Source organism: Blautia acetigignens, assembly GCF_025566865.1.
In the GTDB taxonomy this organism is placed as follows: Bacteria; Bacillota; Clostridia; order Lachnospirales; family Lachnospiraceae; genus Blautia_A; species Blautia_A acetigignens.
On sequence record NZ_JAOQJM010000002.1, the window covers coordinates 387,767 to 409,409 of the forward strand.

At 46.7% G+C, this 21,643-nt stretch carries 17 protein-coding genes; 1 reads left to right on the forward strand and 16 read right to left on the reverse strand.

The genetic code is table 11. The annotated features are described in order from the left end of the window. Position 1: 1 nt before the first annotated feature. The 13 genes from OCV70_RS04645 to gpr form a co-directional block, all read right to left on the reverse strand. Positions 2-1,297 (reverse strand): CdaR family protein, encoded by a 1,296-nt coding sequence (locus OCV70_RS04645; RefSeq protein WP_117853194.1) that lies wholly within the window; start codon positions 1,295-1,297, stop codon positions 2-4. Next, a complete protein-coding gene (cdaA, locus tag OCV70_RS04650; protein WP_195587128.1) occupies positions 1,275-2,162 on the reverse strand; it encodes a diadenylate cyclase CdaA in 888 nt (295 codons plus the stop codon). The genes OCV70_RS04645 and cdaA overlap by 23 nt, the downstream gene beginning before the upstream one ends. A gap of 78 nt (positions 2,163-2,240) precedes the next feature. After that, positions 2,241-3,362 carry a hypothetical protein gene (locus tag OCV70_RS04655; protein ID WP_021926290.1) on the reverse strand — a complete coding sequence of 374 codons (1,122 nt, stop codon included), beginning with the start codon at positions 3,360-3,362 and terminating at the stop codon, positions 2,241-2,243. Continuing rightward, entirely contained in the window at positions 3,359-3,793 is a 435-nt protein-coding gene (locus OCV70_RS04660) for a hypothetical protein (protein WP_021926289.1), read from the reverse strand. Before OCV70_RS04660 ends, OCV70_RS04655 begins: the two co-directional genes overlap by 4 nt. Before the next feature lie 92 nt (positions 3,794-3,885). After that, complete coding sequence (locus OCV70_RS04665) at positions 3,886-4,626, reverse strand: ComF family protein (protein WP_117853192.1); 741 nt, start codon at positions 4,624-4,626, stop codon at positions 3,886-3,888. Beyond that, entirely contained in the window at positions 4,523-6,799 is a 2,277-nt protein-coding gene (gene recD2 / locus OCV70_RS04670) for an SF1B family DNA helicase RecD2 (protein WP_021926287.1), read from the reverse strand. Before recD2 ends, OCV70_RS04665 begins: the two co-directional genes overlap by 104 nt. Before the next feature lie 152 nt (positions 6,800-6,951). Continuing rightward, positions 6,952-7,941 carry a rod shape-determining protein gene (gene mreB, locus OCV70_RS04675; RefSeq protein WP_021926285.1) on the reverse strand — a complete coding sequence of 330 codons (990 nt, stop codon included), beginning with the start codon at positions 7,939-7,941 and terminating at the stop codon, positions 6,952-6,954. A 93-nt stretch (positions 7,942-8,034) separates the two neighbouring features. Then, complete coding sequence (uvrA, locus tag OCV70_RS04680) at positions 8,035-10,872, reverse strand: excinuclease ABC subunit UvrA (protein ID WP_195587172.1); 2,838 nt, start codon at positions 10,870-10,872, stop codon at positions 8,035-8,037. Positions 10,873-11,024: 152 nt separating this feature from the next. Beyond that, positions 11,025-12,158, reverse strand: coding sequence for a radical SAM family heme chaperone HemW (hemW, locus tag OCV70_RS04685; RefSeq protein WP_195587126.1), 1,134 nt, complete (start codon positions 12,156-12,158; stop codon positions 11,025-11,027). Positions 12,159-12,215: 57 nt separating this feature from the next. Continuing rightward, positions 12,216-12,650 carry a hypothetical protein gene (locus OCV70_RS04690; protein ID WP_117853187.1) on the reverse strand — a complete coding sequence of 145 codons (435 nt, stop codon included), beginning with the start codon at positions 12,648-12,650 and terminating at the stop codon, positions 12,216-12,218. Positions 12,651-12,664: 14 nt separating this feature from the next. Next, on the reverse strand, positions 12,665-14,482 hold the full coding sequence (gene lepA / locus OCV70_RS04695) for a translation elongation factor 4 (RefSeq protein ID WP_173765175.1): 1,818 nt from the start codon (positions 14,480-14,482) through the stop codon (positions 12,665-12,667). Between the two features lie 54 nt (positions 14,483-14,536). Continuing rightward, on the reverse strand, positions 14,537-15,706 hold the full coding sequence (locus OCV70_RS04700) for a stage II sporulation protein P (RefSeq protein ID WP_021926280.1): 1,170 nt from the start codon (positions 15,704-15,706) through the stop codon (positions 14,537-14,539). Positions 15,707-15,808: 102 nt separating this feature from the next. Beyond that, the gene (gene gpr, locus OCV70_RS04705) at positions 15,809-16,720 is read right to left on the reverse strand and encodes a GPR endopeptidase (protein WP_173765173.1); all 912 of its coding nucleotides are present in this window, start codon (positions 16,718-16,720) and stop codon (positions 15,809-15,811) included. A 208-nt stretch (positions 16,721-16,928) separates the two neighbouring features. On the opposite strand from gpr, the gene rpsT reads away from it, so the two are divergent. Next, a complete protein-coding gene (rpsT, locus tag OCV70_RS04710) occupies positions 16,929-17,192 on the forward strand; it encodes a 30S ribosomal protein S20 (protein ID WP_330385673.1) in 264 nt (87 codons plus the stop codon). 104 nt (positions 17,193-17,296) lie between these two features. On the opposite strand, the gene holA is transcribed toward rpsT, so the two are convergent. The 3 genes from holA to OCV70_RS04725 all read right to left on the reverse strand — a co-directional run bounded on the left by holA (position 17,297) and on the right by OCV70_RS04725 (position 21,642). Continuing rightward, positions 17,297-18,283, reverse strand: a complete 987-nt coding sequence (gene holA / locus OCV70_RS04715; RefSeq protein WP_021925588.1) for a DNA polymerase III subunit delta — start codon at positions 18,281-18,283, stop codon at positions 17,297-17,299. A gap of 105 nt (positions 18,284-18,388) precedes the next feature. Beyond that, on the reverse strand, positions 18,389-20,671 hold the full coding sequence (locus OCV70_RS04720) for a DNA internalization-related competence protein ComEC/Rec2 (protein ID WP_262579290.1): 2,283 nt from the start codon (positions 20,669-20,671) through the stop codon (positions 18,389-18,391). 23 nt (positions 20,672-20,694) lie between these two features. Next, positions 20,695-21,642, reverse strand: coding sequence for a GerMN domain-containing protein (locus OCV70_RS04725; RefSeq protein ID WP_021925590.1), 948 nt, complete (start codon positions 21,640-21,642; stop codon positions 20,695-20,697). Position 21,643 lies beyond the last annotated feature (1 nt).

Sequence of the window (21,643 nt, forward strand, 5' to 3'; positions counted from 1 at the left end):
CTTAACCATTATTCGAATCCGCATTTGTAATTTCTGATATGGTTACATCCGCCACTACATCATCCAGAAGTTCAAATCCTTCCGGCAGCTTCACAGTCACCGGAATCTGATAGCTTCCAACACTCATGTCTGATAAATCTACAGATGCTTCTACTTTCTCAATATCAAATTCGTCAAGGTTACTGTCAGTAGCCTTTACACGGATTTCAATCTTGTCGGTTCCAAAAGTTACCAGAAGGTTATCGTCCAGATTATTTACCTTGACCTGGTTGGACGGCAGTCCATAGGAATGGCTGTCCAGGGGCAGAATGCTCACTTTAACCCAAACATCCTCGCTGGTGCCGCTTGTAAGCTTCACATCATCAGGAAGCGCATCCTTAAGGCTTACCTTTTTCTCAATATCAGCAGTCTCTCCTGTGATATCAATGTCAGCACCGCCGATCCAAAGGATATTATCATTCTGCTTCAGAGTGTCCAATGCTTCATCTGTTCCAGCGATACTTACCGTATCTGGAACGGTAGTTACACTCTCCACCTGATATCCTTCTGCCGGTACACCTACAAAATTCGCACCGATATTCACTCCGGTACGTATCTTCCAGAATTTGGTGGTAACAACAACCTTGGTGTTATCTATGGTGATGTACGACATTCTTCCTGCAAAGCTGTCCTGATTCTTATCAATAATATTCAGCTCTGTTTCCTCGGAAAAATCCTTCGTCTTGCCATCTACATCAACCGTTGCATTTACTTTATCTATTTTATTAATTAAGGACTTCGGTCCTGTAATCTTCACTTTCTCCGGGCTGGCGGTCTGTGAGCCAACCTCATAGCCTTTTCCTGGCTGACTGGAGCCATAATTTACATTAACCAGGAACTCCTGGGTTACCTTCTCCTCCAGTCTGACACTGAGATACTGGGGTGTTACCTTAATGTTGTCAGGACTGATTCCCGGACAGGAAGCCGTAATGGGAACCATAACCGGATCTGTATCCAGGCTGCCTGCCTGCTGCAGGTCTGCCGTCAGCGTAATATTCGCCTGGGTGATCTTGGTGAGAAGCCGTCTCTCTCCTGTAATGGTAACACGGATGGGGTCCGGATCATCATCCTGCATGCACATCATATTCGCACTGTCCACATAAGCCGTATTCTGTAACTCCACCTTGTCGCCAGCAATGGTGATACTTTTGGTGGACACCGGATTGTCTACATTTACCACAATAAACCAGATCAGAAATCCGATGAGAACAGACATGATTTTCAAAGGGAAATTCCTAGTCAGCTTTGTGTTCTTCATGTTTCATTCTCCCTTTCAGCAGATGACGGAGTTTACTGTTATTGACAACCTTCTTGTTCTGGGCCTTGATCAGAGCAGATCTTAACTCAGCGCTGGTAAGCCCTCTGCTGAGTTCCCCATTCTGTGCCACAGAAACCTGGCCAGTCTCCTCAGAGACGATAATGGTAAGGGAATCGCTTACCTCACTGATTCCCACTCCCGCTCTATGTCTGGTACCAAGCTGCTTGCTCAGTTCCATATTATCGGACAGAGGCAGATAACAGGTTGCTGCCACAATACGATTGCCACGCACAAGAACAGCACCGTCATGAAGCGGTGTATTATGCTCAAAAATATTTATCAGAAGCTGGCTGGTAAGAACCGCATCCACATTGATTCCGGTACGCTCATATTCACTGAGACGGATATTCTGTTCAATTACGATCAGAGCTCCGGTCCGCACCTCTCCCATATCAAAGCATGCCTTTACCAGCTCATTGATGGTCTTATCCGTAAATCGCTCCTGTACTTCCTTCCCGGAATCCAGTGGAAAAATAGATGCCACAATCTTCTTCTGCCCCAATTGCTCCAGCATTTTACGCAGTTCAGGCTGAAAAATAACAACTACGCTGGTAAGAAGTATGGTAGATAGATTCTTAATGATCCAAAGGATCGTATTCATCTTCAGGATATAAGCAAACAAAATAAAAAGGAGCACGATCAGGATTCCCTTAAGCAGCGTATAGGCACGGGTAAATTTTATCCATACCATAAACTGATATATAAAAAAGGAAATCAGGGCAATCTCCAGTATGTCTGTAACTCCCAGACTGGGCAGGGATAATTTTGACAAATATCCTGATAATGTGACTGCCAAATCCTGCATAGCGTACTCCTTTCCGGTACAGGTCTTCCCCACGCTCAGTGGGGAAGCCGTCTTCATTGTTTCATTAATATCCTGCTTTTAGAGATCCTTCAGGGATTCCTCAAGCTTTTTCTCAAAATCCACATCCTTTGCAGCTGGTTTCTCGGCCTGTCTCGGTCTTTTCTCAGCAGCTGGAACAGCAGTTTTCTTTCTCTTCGGTCTTTCATCCTGACGGAAAATCGGATTCGCATAGGTGCCAGAGGACTCTTCTGACCTGCGCTCTTCTCTTACCGGCTCTGCATTGATCTTCTTGATGCTTCTTTCTGAGGTAGCAACAGATGCCTTGGGCACTGCCTTCACATAGTAGAAATACTCATCATCCTCGTATTCCAGCCTCTCAGCTCTGCTGTAATCCCCGCCAAATGCGAAGAATTCCAGCACCAGTGCAAGAAGCACTGCTAAAACCGTACACACAAGCAGCGGTACCATTGCAACGGTTGCATTCAGGTTCATTCCAAAACTTCCAACCAGCATTATAAACACATATGCCACACCGCCTGTAATAATGGATATCCTCCATGCATGATCAAAAGAACGGGTACGGATCAGGTTCACCAGCAGTGTCACTGCTACAAAAGCTACAACAGCGATCCACATTCCCCAGTTCTGCACCAGACCGTCTGCCATGATCTGCAGTTTGTCTGTCATATCAAGATCCGGATTCGACAGAATCGCGGACTGTACTCTTAAGAAGCGGATAAAATAATACATTACCACACCGCATCCGGCCGGAATTGCAGACAGGCTGCTCTCCATCAGTCCGCTTCCAATCGGAAGCAGTGCCGGAATACTGAATGCAAAGGAAAGCGGGGTAAACACAAATGTTATATTCTGCTCTCCGCTGAATCTCATAAAGAAAATGAGCATCAGCAGAATAATCACCAGCATAAAGCCTGCCACTTCAATTCCAAGCGCATAGCTGTGAGCAAGGATCAGTATAAAACCAATATACATCATAGCGGAAGACGGCAGGATAGAACAGATCAGTGCCAGGATCAGAATGACAAATACGTTATTCAGCTGGGACATATACCCCATATTGGAATTGACCCATAAAAAATATACCAGCGCAAGCACAAATTTCAGTACAGGCAGGATATACATTTCATACTGCCCGTATATTCCTTTTATTTTCTGCTTTAATTCAAGTAATGCTGTCATTTTCTATATCCTCCTGACATTTCACGTCCTGCGAATTTCTTTTCTTCACGGTTGTAAATCTTCTCCAGCCTAGTCAGCTGAGAATAATACTCCTTCACGCTTTTCTTGGCTCTGTGATATTTCACGGTATACTGAATATAGGTAAGCAGTGTATACACAACCAGTGTCCCCACATATCCAGCCAGGACCACCACACCAAGAGAAACCAGATCCATCTTGTGAACATTATCCAGAAGATATTCCAGATTATATGCTGCGATCAGTGCAAGTATCAGTCCATATCCAATTGTAACAAGGAAAAAATTCTTAATCAGTGCCAGACCGATATAATCACTCCTGTAATACTTGCTCACCGGAAGATATTTCCTGCCTTCCTGTTTCTCATATAAAGCAAGCCGGTCCATTATCTTTACTTTTTCTTCATTTATCATAAATGGCTCCTTATGCATTTCTTTTAAAGCTGAAAAGCTATACTCATACAGGATGATTGTATCATATATCCCATGGCATGAAAAGTGTTTTTTTACCTGTTGCTTCCAATACATACCGTCAGGAAAAATACATGGGATGCACCCTTTTCCAGAAGAGCATGTGCAAGCACATCCATGGTACTTCCAGTAGTATACACATCATCAATCAGCAAAATACGCATTCCCGATGGATTTCCCACAACCTGGAAAGCTTTCTTCAGATTCTTCTTGCGTCCTGCCGCATCCAGCTTCTTCTGGGACCTGGTCGCCCTGCTCTTCTTCAGAAGCGAAACATCCACCGGAATTCCCGCACTTTTGGCCAGCTCCTCTGCAAGCAGTTCTGCCTGGTTAAACCCTCTTTTGCGCAGCTTCCTCCAGTGAAGCGGAACTGGAACGATCACATCCGGCTTCCACAAAGCCAGCTGATCCCTCCCATAAAGATACAGTGCTCTTCCGTAAAAGCGGCTGTATTCCCGGCAGCCAAAGTATTTATATTTCATAATCGAGTATTTCATCCGGTCATCATACAGAAAAATACCTCTTCCCTGGTCAAAAGCACCCGGGGCGGCCTTGCAGTCCCTGCAGTATTCTTCCTCTTCACTCACCGGTTTTCCGCATTTGTAGCATCTTGCTCCCTGGATGGGTCTCAGGTCTCCTGCACACTCCGGACAGATCAGTGCATGGCTGTCCTTAAGAATCCTGTGACACAGGGGACACCGTCTGGGATACAGCAGGTTCAGAAAGCTCCCGTATCCTTGTTCCAAGAGAGCTGTAACGTTTTTGCTGCTTCTCATTGCGGATCATCTCCCCAAAGGTTTCCTCACTTCCAACTACAGTTACGCATTTCCTTGCCCGCGTCACTCCTGTATACAGAAGGTTGCGGTTCATCAGCATCTTCGGGCCGGAAAGAAGGGGCAGGATTACTGCCGGGTACTCCGACCCCTGGGATTTATGTATGGTTATGGCATATGCAAGCTCCAGTTCTTCCAGCTGTTTAAAGGAATAATCTGCGAAACGGCCATCCTCGAACTCCACAGTGGCAGTCTCTGCAAATTCATTAATTTCCTTCAGAATTCCTGTATCTCCATTGAACACGCCTACGCCTTCCTCTACCGGAATTCCGTATTTTCCACGGACTTCCCATTCCATCTGATAGTTGTTCCGGATCTGCATGACCTTATCCCCTTCCCGGAAAAGCCGTTCGCCGATCTCTTTTTCTTTTTTGTCAGGGCCAGCCGGATTCAGATACATCTGCAAAATCTGGTTCAGCCTTTCCACTCCAAGAAGTCCCTTTCTCATAGGCGTCAGAACCTGGATTTCAAAAGGCTTTGCATCCACATATCGCGGAAGCTTCTCCTGAATCAGTGCGATAACCACCCGGATAATAATGTCCGCATCGTATCTCTTTAAAAAGAAAAAATCCCGGCTTTTATTATCCAGAGAAATCTGCTGTCCATTGTGGATTTTGTGGGCGTTCACCACAATATCACTGTGAGAAGCCTGTCGGAAAATCTTCTTCAGCTCTACCACTGGAAAAACTCCGCTTTGTATGATATCGCGCAGCACATTTCCAGGTCCCACGCTTGGCAGCTGGTTCTCATCGCCTACCAGTATGATCCTGGTTCCGGCTGTCACAGCAAGAAGCAGGGAATGCATGAGAAAAATATCCACCATAGACATCTCATCAATGATGATCACATCCGTATCTAACGGATTCTCCGCATTTCTGTCAAAATGAATGCCCTGGGACTCCCGGTTGTCATCATCAGGAACTCCATTCAGCTCAAGCAGGCGGTGTATGGTCTGCGCCTCATATCCAGTAGCCTCTGTCATGCGCTTCGCCGCACGTCCCGTTGGCGCTGCCAGCCGAAGCGTCGCCCCTTCTCCTTCAAAAAAACGGATAATGGCATTGATGGTGGTTGTTTTACCGGTACCAGGTCCTCCTGTGAGCACAAACAGTCCGTTTCCCGCAGCTTCTATCACAGCTTTCTTCTGCATTTCTTCAAGCACGGTACCTGTTTCTTTCTCAATCTGAGCGATCCGTCTCTCCATCATCTGTTCATCCTGAGGATAACGGATATTCAGCTCCGTCAGCATTCTGGCAGTATTCAGCTCCAAATGATAATACTGACTTGGATAAACAAGCACGATGCCGTCTTTCTCCTTCAGTACCAGCTTCCTGTCAAGAGCCATATCCATGAGATGCTTCTCCATATAAGAAACATCTACACGCAGCAGCTGGGATGCCCTTGCGAACAGCTCTTCCTTGGGAAGATAGACATGGCCTTCCCCGGAAGCCTGGATAAGAGTATACATCATGCCGCTGCGGATCCTGTAATCTGAATCTGCGTGAATCCCAATACGGGATGCAATGGCATCTGCTATTTTGAAGCCTACACCGGAAATATCATCAGCAAGACGATATGGATTTTCCTGAAGGACTCCATACACGGACTGGCCATATTTCTGATAGATCTTGGCTCCAAGATTCAGGGAAATCCCATATTTCTGCAGGAACATCATCGCTTTTCGCATATCCGCCTTCTCGGTAACCTGAGCAGCGATTTCCCTGGCCTTCTTTTCACTGATCCCCTTCACCTCTGCCAGTCTTTCCGGCTCTTCTTCCACGATTCGCAGGGTGTCCTCGCCGAAATACCGGACGATTCTCGCAGCCAGTGCAACTCCCACTCCCTTAATCGCTCCGGAACCAAGATAACGTTCCATTGCCTGGGTATCCTCCGGTGCTTTCTCCGCATAGGAATGGATCACAAACTGCCTGCCGTACACATGATGCTGGGAAAACTGTCCCTCTGCTTCAATGGTTACCCCCTGGGTAATATCCGGAAAGGTTCCCACGCAGGTGACTTCTTCCTCGGAATCTGAGGTTTTAAGTACCATAACTGTGTAGCCGTTTTCTTCATTTCGGAATACCACATGATCAATATATCCTGTAATTTTCTCACTCATCCCTTATTCTCCTGCTGCCAGTACATATCCAAAAGTCATCCCTTCTGGTATTCCCATCAGACAGAATCCCTCCTGTTCACAAAGGGTACTGCATAAGCAGTACCCTTCTCCTGAATAATCCATTATAATCTCCGCAAATACAGTCCCTGCCATTACTCTTCCATTCTGGTAAGTACTTCGGCATATTTGCCGGTTCCCACCACAACAGCGGACATGGCATCCTGCACGGTAAGTGTGCTTACTCCAGTCTTCTGCTCAATCAGAGTATCCATTCCGTGAAGCATCGCTCCGCCTCCGGTCAGCACAATTCCCCGGTCTACAATATCTGCAGCCAGCTCCGGAGGCGTTTTCTCCAGAACTCCATGTACCGTCTCTACGATCTGATTGGTAGCGTCCTTCAAGGCAATGCGGATTTCCTCGGAAGTTAAAGTGACCACCTTGGGAAGTCCTGTGATCACGTTTCTTCCCTTTACTTCCAGTGTCCGCGGTGAAGCCTCCTGGCTTGCGGTTCCGATTTTTATCTTGATGTTCTCGGCAGCATCCTCGCCGATATAAAGGCTGTGATTCTTTCTCACATAGCTCATGATTGCCTGGTCAAAATTATCCCCGGCAACCTTCACAGATGCAGATACAACCAGTCCTGCCATGGAGATTACCGCCACATCCGTAGTTCCGCCTCCAATATCCACAATGAGATTTCCAAATGGCTTGGTCACATCCACTCCGGCACCGATGGCAGCTGCAATGGGCTCTTCCACAAGGAATACCTCCCTTGCTCCAGCCTGATAGGTTGCTTCCTCCACCGCCTTCTTCTCGATTTCTGTAGTTCCGCTGGGGATGCAGATGCTGATTCTGGGCTTGCGGAAAGCATGTCTTCCCATAGCCCTGGAAATAAAGTATTTCAGCATTTTCTCCATAACGGTGTAATCCACGATCACACCCTGGCGGATGGGACGAATCACTTCCAAGTTGGAAGATAAATGGCCGCTCATCTGTCTGGCTTCTTCGCCGATTGCTTTTATTTTCTCTGTATTTTTATCATAAACCACTACGGACGGCTCGCTGAGTACCAGTCCCCGTCCAGTGGAATATACCTGACTGTTCCTGGTTCCCAGGTCAATTCCAATATCACTGGCAGGCATTGAATTCCCCTTTCTTTACTCCATTGACAACAATTCATTCTGATATCTTTCTTCGTACCATTATAAACAAAAATGTCCCAATTGGAAAGAGGATTATTTGAGATATTTTGCTACATAGCGTCCAGTATGGGATGCCGGGTTCTTCGCAACCTCCTCAGGAGTACCCTTGGCAACAACGGTTCCGCCGCCGTCACCGCCTTCCGGACCGATATCAATAATGTAATCTGCCGTCTTAATGACATCCAGGTTATGCTCAATCACAACTACAGTATTACCGCCATCTGACAGTCTGCGGAGAATCTCCACCAGCTTCTGCACATCTGCAAAGTGAAGTCCGGTAGTCGGCTCATCCAGAATATAAATGGTTTTACCTGTACTGCGCCTGCTCAACTCAGTCGCCAGCTTAATACGCTGTGCCTCCCCTCCTGACAGAGTAGTAGATGGCTGTCCCAGACGGATATAAGAAAGTCCCACATCATACAGTGTCTCAATCTTTCTTCTGATGGACGGAACATTCTCAAAGAAGGTCATGGCCTCCTCCACTGTCATGTTCAGCACATCATAAATGCTCTTGTCCTTATATTTCACCTCCAGCGTCTCACGGTTGTACCGCTTGCCCTTGCACACCTCGCAGGGTACGTATACGTCCGGCAGGAAGTGCATCTCAATCTTGATGATTCCATCACCGCTGCAGGCCTCACATCTGCCGCCCTTCACATTAAAGCTGAAGCGGCCTTTCTTATAGCCCTTGGCCTTGGCATCAGCAGTGGCAGCAAACAGGTCACGGATCTGATCAAAGACTCCTGTGTAGGTGGCAGGATTGGATCTGGGCGTACGTCCGATAGGAGACTGGTCAATGGCAATTACCTTGTCCAGCTGATCAATTCCCAGAATAGCATCATGCTTGCCCGGTATTACTCTGGCTCTATTCAGTTCTTTTGCCAGATGCTTATAGAGGATTTCATTAATCAAAGAACTCTTGCCGGAACCGGAAACACCTGTAATGCAGGTCATGATTCCCAACGGAATATCTACATCAATATGCTTCAGGTTATTCTCTGCTGCACCCTTGATGGTAAGAAATCCAGTGGGTTCCTTACGCACTTCCGGTACCGGGATTTTCAGCCTGCCGCTGAGATAAGCACCTGTAATGGAGTCCGGATTCTTCATCAGCTCCTCGGCAGTTCCCATTCCTACCAGCTGTCCGCCGTGCTCACCAGCTCCCGGTCCAATATCCACAATACAGTCTGCTGCACGCATGGTATCTTCATCATGCTCCACCACGATCAGGCTGTTGCCCAGATCACGCAGATGCATCAGCGCTCCCAGAAGCTTGTCATTGTCTCTCTGATGCAGTCCGATGCTTGGCTCGTCCAGAATATAAGCAACGCCCACCAGTCCGGAACCAATCTGGGTTGCCAGACGGATTCTCTGAGCCTCACCGCCTGACAAGGTTCCTGTCGCCCGTGCCAGGGAAAGATATTCCAGTCCTACATCTGCCAGGAATCCCACTCTCGCCCGGATTTCCTTCAAAATCTGTTTGCCGATCAGCAGCTGCTGAGGTGACAGCTCCATCTTCTGCAAAAACACCTTCAGCTTATCAATGGACATATTGGTCACTTCATAAATGTTCTTATCCGCAACAGTAACCGCCAGGGATTCCTTCTTCAGTCGCTGTCCCTTGCAGGCAGTACATGGAGTGATCTGCATAAAGCTCTCATACTCCTGCTTCATGGATTCAGAACCAGTCTCCTTGTAGCGCTGCTCCACATTGCGGATCAGGCCTGGAAAGGCCACATCATAAACGCCCTCTCCACGCTGGCCCTTATAATAAACCTTCACAGAATGTCCGCCTGTACCGTACAGAAGAATATCCTGTATCTTTTTAGGATAGTCCTGAAATGGCGTATCCAGATCAAATCCATACTCCCGGCACAGTGCATTCAGAATTGCGTTGGTAAAGCTGCTCTTATCCGTACAGGACTGCCATCCCATTACGGTGATAGCTCCCTGTGCAATACTCAGGGACTTATCTGGAATCATCAGATCCGGATCAAATTCCATCTTATATCCAAGTCCCAGACACTGTGGGCATGCACCAAAAGGATTGTTAAAGGAAAAACTTCTCGGCTCAATTTCATCAATGCTGATTCCGCAGTCCGGGCAGGAAAAGCTCTGGCTGAAATTCATATAATTCCCATCCATGGTATCCACAACTGCCAGTCCATCTGCCAGATTCAGCACGGTCTCAAGAGAATCGGTAAGTCGCTTCTCGATTCCCGGCTTCACAATCAGACGGTCTACAATAATGGCAATGTTGTGCTTAATATTCTTATCCAGAGTGATCTCCTCGGAAAGCTCATACACATTCCCATCAATCTCTGCCCTTACATAGCCGCTGCGTCTAGCCTGATCCAGAAGCTTGGCATGGGTTCCCTTGCGTCCGCGGACTACCGGGGCAAGAAGCTGGATCTTGGTGCGCTCCGGCAGCTCCATAATCTGATCCACCATCTGGTCTACCGTCTGCTTGGCAATTACCTTCCCGCACTTCGGGCAGTGTGGAATTCCCACGCGGGCATATAAAAGACGGAAATAGTCATAAATCTCTGTCACAGTTCCCACTGTAGACCTTGGGTTGCGGTTCGTGGACTTCTGATCAATGGAAATCGCAGGAGGAAGCCCCTCAATGCTCTCCACATCTGGCTTCTCCATCTGACCCAGGAACTGTCTGGCATAGGAGGACAAAGATTCCATATAACGTCTCTGCCCCTCTGCATATATAGTATCAAAGGCAAGGGAAGACTTGCCGGAACCGCTCAGGCCGGTAAGAACCACAAACTTATCCCTTGGAATATCCACGCTGAGATTCTTCAGATTGTTCTCATTAGCTCCTCTGATTCTGATAAACTGTTTCTTATTCTCTGCTGCCATCTGTTCCTCCATTTCCAAACCGCCAGCTGCGGCTATCATCACCTTGTATTTCACATAATTCCGAAACTTCTTCCGGCTTCTTATTGAGTTTGCATCATTTCCTCAAGGATATCATGTGAACATGTGTTCGTCAAGTGGTTCTTATCTCTTTTTCAAAGGAGAAAATCCGCCATAACTGCATTGCTTACATGAATCCCAGCTCTGGATAAACAGATTCTTCCGTCCTCCTCCAGAAGCAGTCCCTGTTTTTTATATTTCTCCAACACTTCTCCATATATCTTCTCTATGGAAGTTCCGAAATATTCCTGAAAATCTTTTTTTGATACGCCTTTTGTCATGCGAAGTCCAAGAAACATGAACTCGCCCATCTCATCTTCCCTGGTAAGAGTCTCTCTGTCTGTTCGTATTTTTTCCAGATTTCCGCTGTTTTCCAGGTATTCTGACATATCAGATGTATTGGTAAACCGCTCCCTGCCAACCAAAGATGCGGCTCCAAGTCCCAAGCCCAGATAGTCCTTTCGCTGCCAGTACCCTTCGTTATGCCTGCAGTTTCTGTCTTTTTTTGCATAATTGGAAATCTCATACTGATAGTACCCATATTTGCCAAGAACCGCTGCCACATCCTCGTACATCCGGTATTCTGTATCTTCATCCGGCAGATCCAGCTTTCTTGCGGAAAAAGGTGTTCCCTCCTCAATGATCAGGCTGTACGCGGAAATATGCTCCGGGCCAAGCTTGGCCACTGTGCGAAGATTCTGGATCCAGCCTTCATAGCTCTGTCCCGGGATTGCAAACATCAGATCTATATTAATATTAGAAAAACCCGCCTCCCGTGCCATGTGATAGCTTTCCAGAAACTGTTGATAATTATGGATCCTGCCAAGTGCGCGCAGTTCCTGGTTTTCGGGAGACTGCAGGCCAATGCTGATCCGATTAATCCCATATCTGCGGTAAAGCGCAAGCTTCTCCGGCGTCAGAGTTCCCGGATTCGCCTCAATAGTAACCTCCGCATCTGCTGCCAGCTGAAAATTTTTCCCAATTCCCTGCAAAAGTTTTTCCATAATGCCACACTCCGGCACAGAAGGTGTCCCTCCGCCGATAAAAACGGTATCCACCGTACGCTTTTCTATGGCTGAAACAGCCTTCATTTCCCGTAAAAGTGCATAAATATAAGCTTCCTGCCCGGCCCTGGTAGCAGGACCTGACAGGAAGTCACAATAATCACATTTCTTTATGCAAAACGGGATATGAAAATACAGTTCCAGACTGTCCTTCTTTTTTCCCATCCTGATTTTCCTCCTGAAAATGAGTCTGCATTTTTATAGAAAAAACGCGTCATTTTCTTATTCGTTCTCTGAAGAATCTTCCACTGTATCCGCACTGGTATCCTGGGAAGATGTGTCCTCCCCGCCATCAGCTACACTCTCAGAAGAAGCCTTCTGCTGATCTGAGGTGCTGGTTCCGGAAGCGCTCTGCTCTTCCTTCTGCACCAGATATTCATTCACCATAGTCACACTGCCGCTCTGTGCAACTGCGTCCTTATTTACCTGACGAGGTGCCACAGTAGGAGTAGGGCTTGGAATCGGGGTGATCTTCATTACTCCCTGGGACGCTGCATCCGGCTCCTTCACCTTCTTTTTGCCGCATGCACAGCTTCCTGCAAAAATCACGATCACCAGAAGGATAGCTGCAAGGATTCCTCCTTTGATCCACTGTTCCCGGTCATTTCTGAAACTTCTTTTGATTCTTCTGATCAGAACATGTAATTTTACTTTCATCTGCTTCCTCCGCCTTAATTCTCATCCAGCTTCAGTACACTCATAAATGCTTTCTGTGGAATCTCTACATTTCCCACCTGACGCATTCTCTTCTTGCCTTCCTTCTGTTTCTCCAGAAGCTTCTTCTTACGGGAAATATCACCGCCATAGCATTTTGCAAGAACATCCTTGCGCATGGCCTTAACGGTCTCTCTGGCAATGATCTTGCTTCCAACAGCTGCCTGGATCGGAATCTCGAACAGCTGGCGGGGAATCTCATCCTTCAGCTTCTCGCACATCTTACGGCCTCTTTCATAGGAAGTATCTGCATGGACAATAAAGGAAAGGGCATCCACTTCTTCCTTATTTACAAGAATATCCAGCTTCACAAGCTCACTTCTCTCATAGCCGCAAAGCTCATAATCCAGGGACGCATATCCTCTGGAGCGGGACTTCAGGGCATCAAAGAAATCGTAAATGATCTCATTAAGCGGAAGCTTGTATTTCAGAAGGGCACGGGTTTCTTCCATATATTCCATGCCAAGGTACTGTCCGCGGCGTTCCTGGCAAAGATCCATGATCGCACCGATAAACTCTGTGGTAACCATGATCTCTGCATTGACAATTGGCTCTTCCATATACTCGATTTCAGAAGGATCCGGAAGATTGGTAGGATTGGTCAGGTCAATGACTTCTCCGTTTGTTTTGTGAACCTTGTAAATAACGCTGGGCGCTGTGGTGACAAGATCCAGGTCATACTCTCGCTCCAGACGCTCCTGGATGATCTCCAGATGGAGAAGTCCAAGGAATCCGCAGCGGAAACCAAATCCAAGGGCTACAGATGTCTCCGGCTCATAGAAAAGGGAAGCATCGTTGAGCTGCAGCTTCTCCAGTGCATCCCGAAGATCCCCGTACTTGGAACCATCTGCCGGGTAAAGGCCGCAGTAAACCATAGGATTTACCTTCTTGTATCCTGGCAAAGCTTCCTCGCATGGGCGATTGTTATCGGTAATGGTATCACCTACACGGGTATCTCTTACATTCTTAATGCTGGCCGTAATATATCCAACCATTCCAGCGGTCAGTTCCTCACATGGAATAAACTGTCCGGCTCCGAAATATCCAACTTCCACAACCTCTGCCACAAATCCGGTAGCCATCATGCGGATGGTAGTGCCTTTGCGAACCTTTCCATCTACCATACGGCAGAAAACAATGGCTCCCTTATAAGAATCATAAATGGAATCAAAAATCAGCGCCTTCAGCGGTGCATTCACATCTCCCACTGGTGCAGGAATCTTGGCAACAACCTGCTCCAGCACCTGATCTACATTCAGTCCTGTTTTCGCAGAGATCTGAGGGGCGTCCTGTGCCTCCAGGCCGATCACATCCTCGATCTCGTTAATCACACGCTCCGGCTCTGCACTTGGAAGGTCTACCTTATTGATTACCGGAATGACCTCAAGGTCATGATCCAATGCCATGTATACGTTGGCCAGTGTCTGGGCCTCAATACCCTGGGCAGCATCTACAACAAGAATCGCACCGTCACATGCCGCCAGGCTTCGGGAAACCTCATAGTTAAAGTCTACATGGCCTGGGGTATCGATCAGGTTGAAAATATACTCCTGTCCGTCTTTTCCATGATAAACCGTGCGGACCGCCTGGGATTTGATGGTGATTCCGCGCTCACGCTCCAGCTCCATATTATCCAGAACCTGGGACTGCATTTCTCTCTCTGTAAGAAGACCTGTCATCTCTATAATTCTGTCTGCCAGTGTGGATTTACCATGATCAATATGTGCAATAATACAAAAATTTCGAATTTTACTCTGGTCTGTCATTCCAGACATTCCTCCTCTGGTTATGCTATACTCTTTTATCCTATCAAGAGATTATAGCACAGATTAATTCTGTTTGTCACTTCCTTTTAATACTCTGTTCAGGATATCTGCAAAAGGCTCCATGGCATTTTTCACCTCCTGCACCGTATTGGTCTGAGCACCAGCTTCCAGAAGGAGGGACCGCTTCCGAAGATGAAGGTTATAGCGCAGTCCAGCCAGGTAAATTCCCCGGTAAAAATCAGGGTAGTACAGAGCCGCCTGGTATTCCAGCTGAAAAGAAAAAGCAAGATTGTCGGGTATGTAAGGATTGGGCAGATAATCCACCTGGCCCTGGGTATTGGTGTAGCTCAGGCCATTGTAAAATAGAATCTGGGCTGTGGTTTTCCCGTTGATTTCCGTGACAAGCCTTCGGTCCTCGTCTACGCCGTCCCTGTGAAGATCAATCACTACCTCCACGGAAGGATTTTCCTCAAGCACTTTTTCCACATAATCACAGGCGTAATCGTAGGCCTTGTTTCTGTCCAGTTCCCCGCTCATCATGTCAAAAGCTTCTTTTATGTGCATGACCTGGTAGCCGTATTTTTCTGTGAGAAGGCTGGTAAGATAATCGCCCACGCCAACAATGGTGTCGCTTTCCTCCCCTTCCCTGGAATCTGCAAAGGTCTCTTGGGAATGGCTGTGATAAATCAGAATCTGGGGCTCAAGAGGGCCGTGACTCAGGGAAAAATCTTCCGCCAGAAACTGAGCAGCGTTTAGGTTGGCGGCGGATGCGTCTGTATTTTCGTCTACAATATAGAAATTATTCAGGAGAAAATCATAGTCTGCAAGCCTGTCCGGGGAAAGATCCAGAAGCGGGTGGGGCAGGACGGCCGCCTGCTGCGCAGCTGCGGTTGTCTCGGTTTCGGTGAGGGCTTTGGAATTTGTGTCCGTCTTTGGATTTGTTTTTAACTCTTCCTCCTTTTTTTCTTCTATATTATCCTCTTCTGTTTTATTCTTGCTCTGCATCTGCTGCCCCAGGTATTTTCCATTCTCCCTGGCAATCTGCGCCAGGGTCTGCTTGTCCGTCTCCAGCCAGGTTTCCTGTGTTTTTTCCTCAATAAAATAATAAAGGGGGAACTGCCTGTACACGTTTTCTATGATTTTCCACAGGGAAAAAGGCTCTGGCATCACTGCCAGAACCACCAGAAAACACAGGCAAAGAAAAACGCAGAATACCTTCTGGACTCTTGTCACGGAATCACCTCTTTAAGGTTATCCTATGACGGTGTTTTCCCCCGTATGTTTCTTTTTTTCTTTTCCTTTTCCTTTTCCACATTTCTTATTTTTATGCACCGATCAATCTCCCGGCTCAAAAGTCATATTCAGCCCTTCTGAAATGGTATAGCTTAAATATTTAATGGTCTCGTCCACGTCCTTTGGCGTCACAAACATGCCATGCAGGTGAGGGGAAATCATTTCCTCCAGAAATTCCTTCTGCTCCGACTCCTCCAATGCATCTAGAAGATGGGCCATGGAATCGTGGACAATGGTAGCTGCATCCACCACAGTGGGCACTCCGATTCCAATCACCTTTACTTTCAAATTTTCTTCTGTAAGGCCATTTCTGTGATTTCCCACACCAGACCCTGGCGTAATTCCTGTATCTGTGATCTGAATAGTCCGGTTCAGCCTTCTGGTACTTCTCGCCGCCAGAGCATCCACCGCGATCACCACATCCGGCTTTGTGATTTCTACTACGCCTTCTATAATTTCAGAAGTTTCCATTCCCGTCTGGGCCATCACACCGGGAACGATACCGCTGATTGCGTGAAGTGCTTCCTCGCTGGTACTCTTCAGGCCATATTCCCGTATAAGATGGCGGGTCATGCGCAAATTTCCCACAACCTCAGGCCCCAGAGAGTCCGCTGTAATCGCCTGGTTTCCAAGCCCTACAACCAGCACAGATTTCTCTTTCTCCAGTCCGATCAGCTGGCGCAGATGCCTGGACAGCTCCTCCGATACCTCTCTGTGATAATCTTCGTCCGGCGCAGAAAGTCCTTCTGACTCGATCGTGATGTAAGTGCCCTGAGGCCTTCCCATGGAACGGGCGCCATTTTCTGTGGTAATCTTTACAACCGTTGTTCTGATTTCCTTTTCTTCATTATATTCTTCCCGTACCTCAACACCACGCACCTCCACATTTTCTTCTGTAAAGCGCTCTCTTGCCTCTACTGCAAGATCTGTCCTGATTTTGTAGCTCCCCAGCATATTCCCTTCCTCCGGTAGTTCTGTTTTCGTTTTTCATCCAGCAATTTATTTCTTTCGTTTCTATATAATCTCTCCACTTTTTGTTAAAATATGTATTGACAATCTTCCGCAATTATTATAAACTATATAAGCATGTTCATAGGAACGCCCGTGTCTGTTCCTGTGCAACGCACATTTTACATTTACACATGAATTGGAGGTGTACGAATTGGCTAACATCAAATCTGCAAAAAAGAGAATTTTAGTTAACAGAACAAAAGCTGCGAGAAACAAATCCATCCGTTCTGCTGTTAAGACTTCCATGAGAAAGGTTGACGAGGCAGTAGCTAACAACGATAAGGCAGCAGCAGAGGTTGCATTAAAAGAGGCTATCTCTACAATCAGCAAAGCAACTTCCAAAGGTGTTTATCACAAAAATAACTGCGCTAGAAAAGTTTCCCGTTTATCCAAAGCCGTTAACAGCATTGGCTAATAGATATCTGAATTTTTAGTTATAAGCTTATAAGTGAAAATTAAGGCAGTCGAACCGTCATCGACTGCCTTTTTTCTATGCTTTTCCAAATTTTCTATCTCACTTTACCTTCTCGCAGAACTGTATTTTACAATCAGCAGTTCCACGCTAAGTACATCCTGGAGCCTTCCTGTTTTCACCGCTTCTTCCGCGTCCACAAAATCTGTCACTGCCTGGCGCAGTTCACTGATCCGGTAGGATCTTGCGCAGGAAGCAATATTTCGCACTACAAAAGAAGGCACTCCAAGCCTGGACGCCATCTCCGGCTGTGCCACGCCTTCCTCTGTATATTCTTTCACCAGCAAAAGCTGCCGAAACTGCTTTGCCAGAAGAAACAGGATTCGCATAGGCGGCTCTTTCAATGTCAGAAGATCATAATACAGATCTAAGGCACGCTTCTGGTTTTTCTCCGTAACAGCACGTACCATGTCAAAAATCTTATTCTGGGTCTGAGTGGTGCAGACCTCTTGGATGTCTGCCCTTGTGACTACATTCCGGTCTCCGGTGTAAGTGATCAGCTTCTCCAGCTCCATTCTCAGGTTTCCCATATCAATTCCTGTCATAGTCAGAAGAAGTTCCATGTCGCGCTGGGTAATATTTTTCCCCTCTCTTTTCAAAATGCCAGCTGCCCACTGCATCAGTGTTTTCTCATCCTGACGGGCAAATTCCCCGATCCTGCCGCAGGATTTTACAGCCTTGTACATTTTGCTTCGCTTATCTACTTCATCTTCCACAAAAACAAGGCAGAGATAGTCTGGAAGCTCTTTCATGTAATCCGCCAGTTCATCACATTTGTTTTTGAAAAATCCGGTATCTTCCAGCAGAACCACTCTGCGGTCAGCAAAAAAAGGCATGGTCTCACAAAGGTCGATCAGCTCCTTCACATCGATGTTCCGGCCTTCGTAATGGTTGAAATTCATGGTATCGTCATCTGGATTCAACGCTTTCAGCAGTTTATTTTTATACTGCACCTTCAGATATGCTTCCTCGCCGCACAGCAAATATGCACTTTTAAAATTTCCTGATTTAATGTCTTCCTGGATATTCTTCAAAATATACGCTCCTGTCATTCCGGGATTTTTCTGTCAGCACAGTCCCTGGCTATGCCTGACGTTCCATTAAACCATACCACAAAATTTCTTTTTATTAAAGCATAATTAAATATAATTTCCCAGATATCCTTTCAGCCGAATTTTCCCCTTCTGCCAGGAAACCGTCACTGCACCGCTTTTCATGGTAAATCTCACCTTGCAGCCAGCTTTTTCCAGCCTTTCCACAATTTCCGGGGCAGGATGACCGTAGGTATTGGTAGAAGAGCAGGAAATAATGGCATACTCTGGCTTAATTTTGTCAAGAAATTGCTGGCTGGTAGAATAATGGGAGCCATGATGTCCTACCTTCAGAAAATCCACATCCTCAAGGTCCCCCATTTCCAGAAGTTTCTGTTCCGTCTCTTCTCCGATATCACCAGTCAGTAATCCGGTAAACTCTCCATACTTTACCTGCAGTACCATTCCATCCTCATTTACATTTATTCCAGATGCATTTTCCAAAGGGGCGACTATCTGCATTTCCAGTTTTCCGGCTTTCAGACAGTCACCTTCTTTGACTTGTTTTACTGAAATTCCCGCTTCCTTCGCAAGCTGTGACAGCTTTTCCCATTCTTCTGGCGGTGTTTTCCAATTGGGCAGATAAAGGCAGCCAATTTCAACAGAATTCAGTTTTTGCGCTGTCAGTTCCAGAATTTCTTCTACTCCGCTGATGTGATCCTTATCTGTGTGTGATACCAGAATTCCGTCTACTCTGGAAATCCCCTGATTTTTCAGATAAGGGAGAATCTGATACTGCCCGGTTCCGGATTTGTTTGTGCTTCCGCCATCTACAAGGAAACAGTTGCCCTCTGGCGTTCTCACCACAATTCCATCTCCCTGCCCCACATCCAGACAGGTGATGGAAAACGACTCCGTTTTTCTCCAGGAGATCAGAAACAATGCGGTACAGATCAGAAACAGTGACAGATATTTACGCACTCTCAAATTTCCAGCTATATTTTTCTCCTGCACCTTGTCCTTTTCCTTATCTGATGTACTGCTTTTTTTCTTTCTATACGTAAGCAGCAATACCGCACTGGCAAGAACCGCATAGTAAGCAACGATCTGCCAGATTTCCGGCTGTCCGGCGATCCATGTTCCAAAGGGCAGATTTCCAGCCAGCATACACAATTTCTCGTAAAATACTGCCAGAATCTTTCCCGGAAAAATCATCAGGCTTCCAATCTTCAAATTTACACAGCCAAGAGTCATTCCCAGCACACCGCTTCCCAGTACCACTCCAACAGTGGGAAGTACGATCAGATTAAGAAAAATTCCAATAAGAGAAATTTCTCCAAAGAAGTACAGGGAAACAGGCAGCATAGTCAGCTGTATGGCGGCAGATGCAGCCAGCGCCGTACATAACTTCCCGGTTCTGCCCTCCTTTCCTTTTTCCAGAGTCCTGGTAAACGCAGGAACCACAATTCCAGCTCCTGCCACTGCACTAAAGGATAAAAGAAATCCGCTGTTGTACAAATAAGCCCCAGATTCTCCCAGAATCATCATTGCGGAAACAGCTAGTGCTGTAGGAAGATCATAAATACGGCCTGTTATTTTTGCCCCTGTTGAGATGAGAAACATACAGACCGCACGCATAGTAGATACACTTCCCCCAGTCATCACGCCATACTGCAGCATAAAAAGCAGTGCCAGGAAACCAGACCCCCAGATTCCCAGCCCGGTTTTCATAAGAAGCTGATACAGCCCGGTTCCGATCACACTGATGTGCAGTCCGGAAATGGCAAGAATATGCACAATGCCAGCCATCTGATAGCGAAGCTTCACTTCTTTGTCCAGACTGGTTTTATCCCCAAGCACGATTGCCTGAAAAATACCGGCTTCTTTTCCAGCAATTTTCCCAAGGACTCCTGCCAGGTACTCCCGAAGCTGACTTATTCCCTGCCTGTATGCCGAATAATTTTCTGATTTTTCTATTATTTCGGCATTGTTTAGCAAATAATAAATATGCTGGCTGGCATAATACTGCTGGCTGTCGAATTCCCCTGGATTTCGCTTTTCTTCCACTCTTTTCAGCTTTCCGGATACCAAAATAACAGTCCCGGCTGGAACTTCTTCTCTTTGTTTTAAAAACACTTTTACATTTTCAATGGATAATTTTTGTGATTGATAAATCAGATAGGCATTGCTTAGATAAACAGATTGTGAAAATTCATTTTCTGTGGTCTGTATCACTTCTCCACATAGGGTTGCCTGGGGATGCTCCTCGATCCAGGAAGCCGCATTTTCCGGAAGAGGATTCCCCCGTATAAGAGGAATCCCCGCCCAGTCTGTAGCACACATGGAAAGCATCAGGATCAGACACAGCATACATAGCGGTCTTCGCGTCATCAAACACGCTCCTTTCCTGGCTTTCACTCACTTTGATCCTCTTTAAGGACCAAATCTGTGTTTTTGCTAAAAAGACTATATAAAGATGTTCCGTCACTAAGTGTGGCTTCCGTATCTCCTTCAACAGAAATCTGCACCTTATCTGCAGATGCAGTATCCAGAAGAGAATTTACCACAGAATAGATCATAGTATTTACAGGAATATCAATCCCTGAATCAGAAAAGGCAGAACTGAAATCCACGTAGCAAACATCGTCAGATACTTCTACGCCCAGAATCTCTGTTTCCTGTGGAATGGTCGGATAGTGTCCCTTCACCATCGGTCCCTTGGCAAGCTGCTCCAGGATGACGCGCTCACGGGGAAGAATGCGCTTGTAGTACACATTTCGCTGCTCTGCCACCAGATGCTCCCCTGTCTTATCTGTAAAATACAGGGTAAAGGTGTCATAGCGGTAAGCATCCTTATCTGACCCCCACATCTCCACAAAAGTATTGCCGTCGATCACGCCCACAGCCTGTCCTTTGGAATCCTTCAGTTCTTCACTTTCAATAAAGATCTTGATTCCGGTAACGCCCGGAATCTGCAGAAATGTCCGCGCTACTCCGGCGCGCACCAGAATCTCCCTGGCTCTTGACATTTCACTGTAATCACTGTTAAATTCCAGTTCCAGAAGAGACTCATTCAAACGGTATGTGACAAGCTGTACTCCAGAAGGCAGAAGCGCCAGATTATCTCCGCTTCCTTCCTGGGCATTCAGAATACCGGTAAAATCCTGCAGCATAAACTCTGCGCTCTCCTGCTCCGGCTGATACCGTTCTTTTACCACCTTGGTCTCGTCTTTGTTTACATAATATAAATAATACTGGTTGCTGCCGCTGTCCACTTTCTCCTCCTGGGTTTCCACCGTACAGCCTGTGAGCAGACTGCAGGCAAGGACCAGGGCAAGCACCGCACTAAAAAGCTTCTTCATC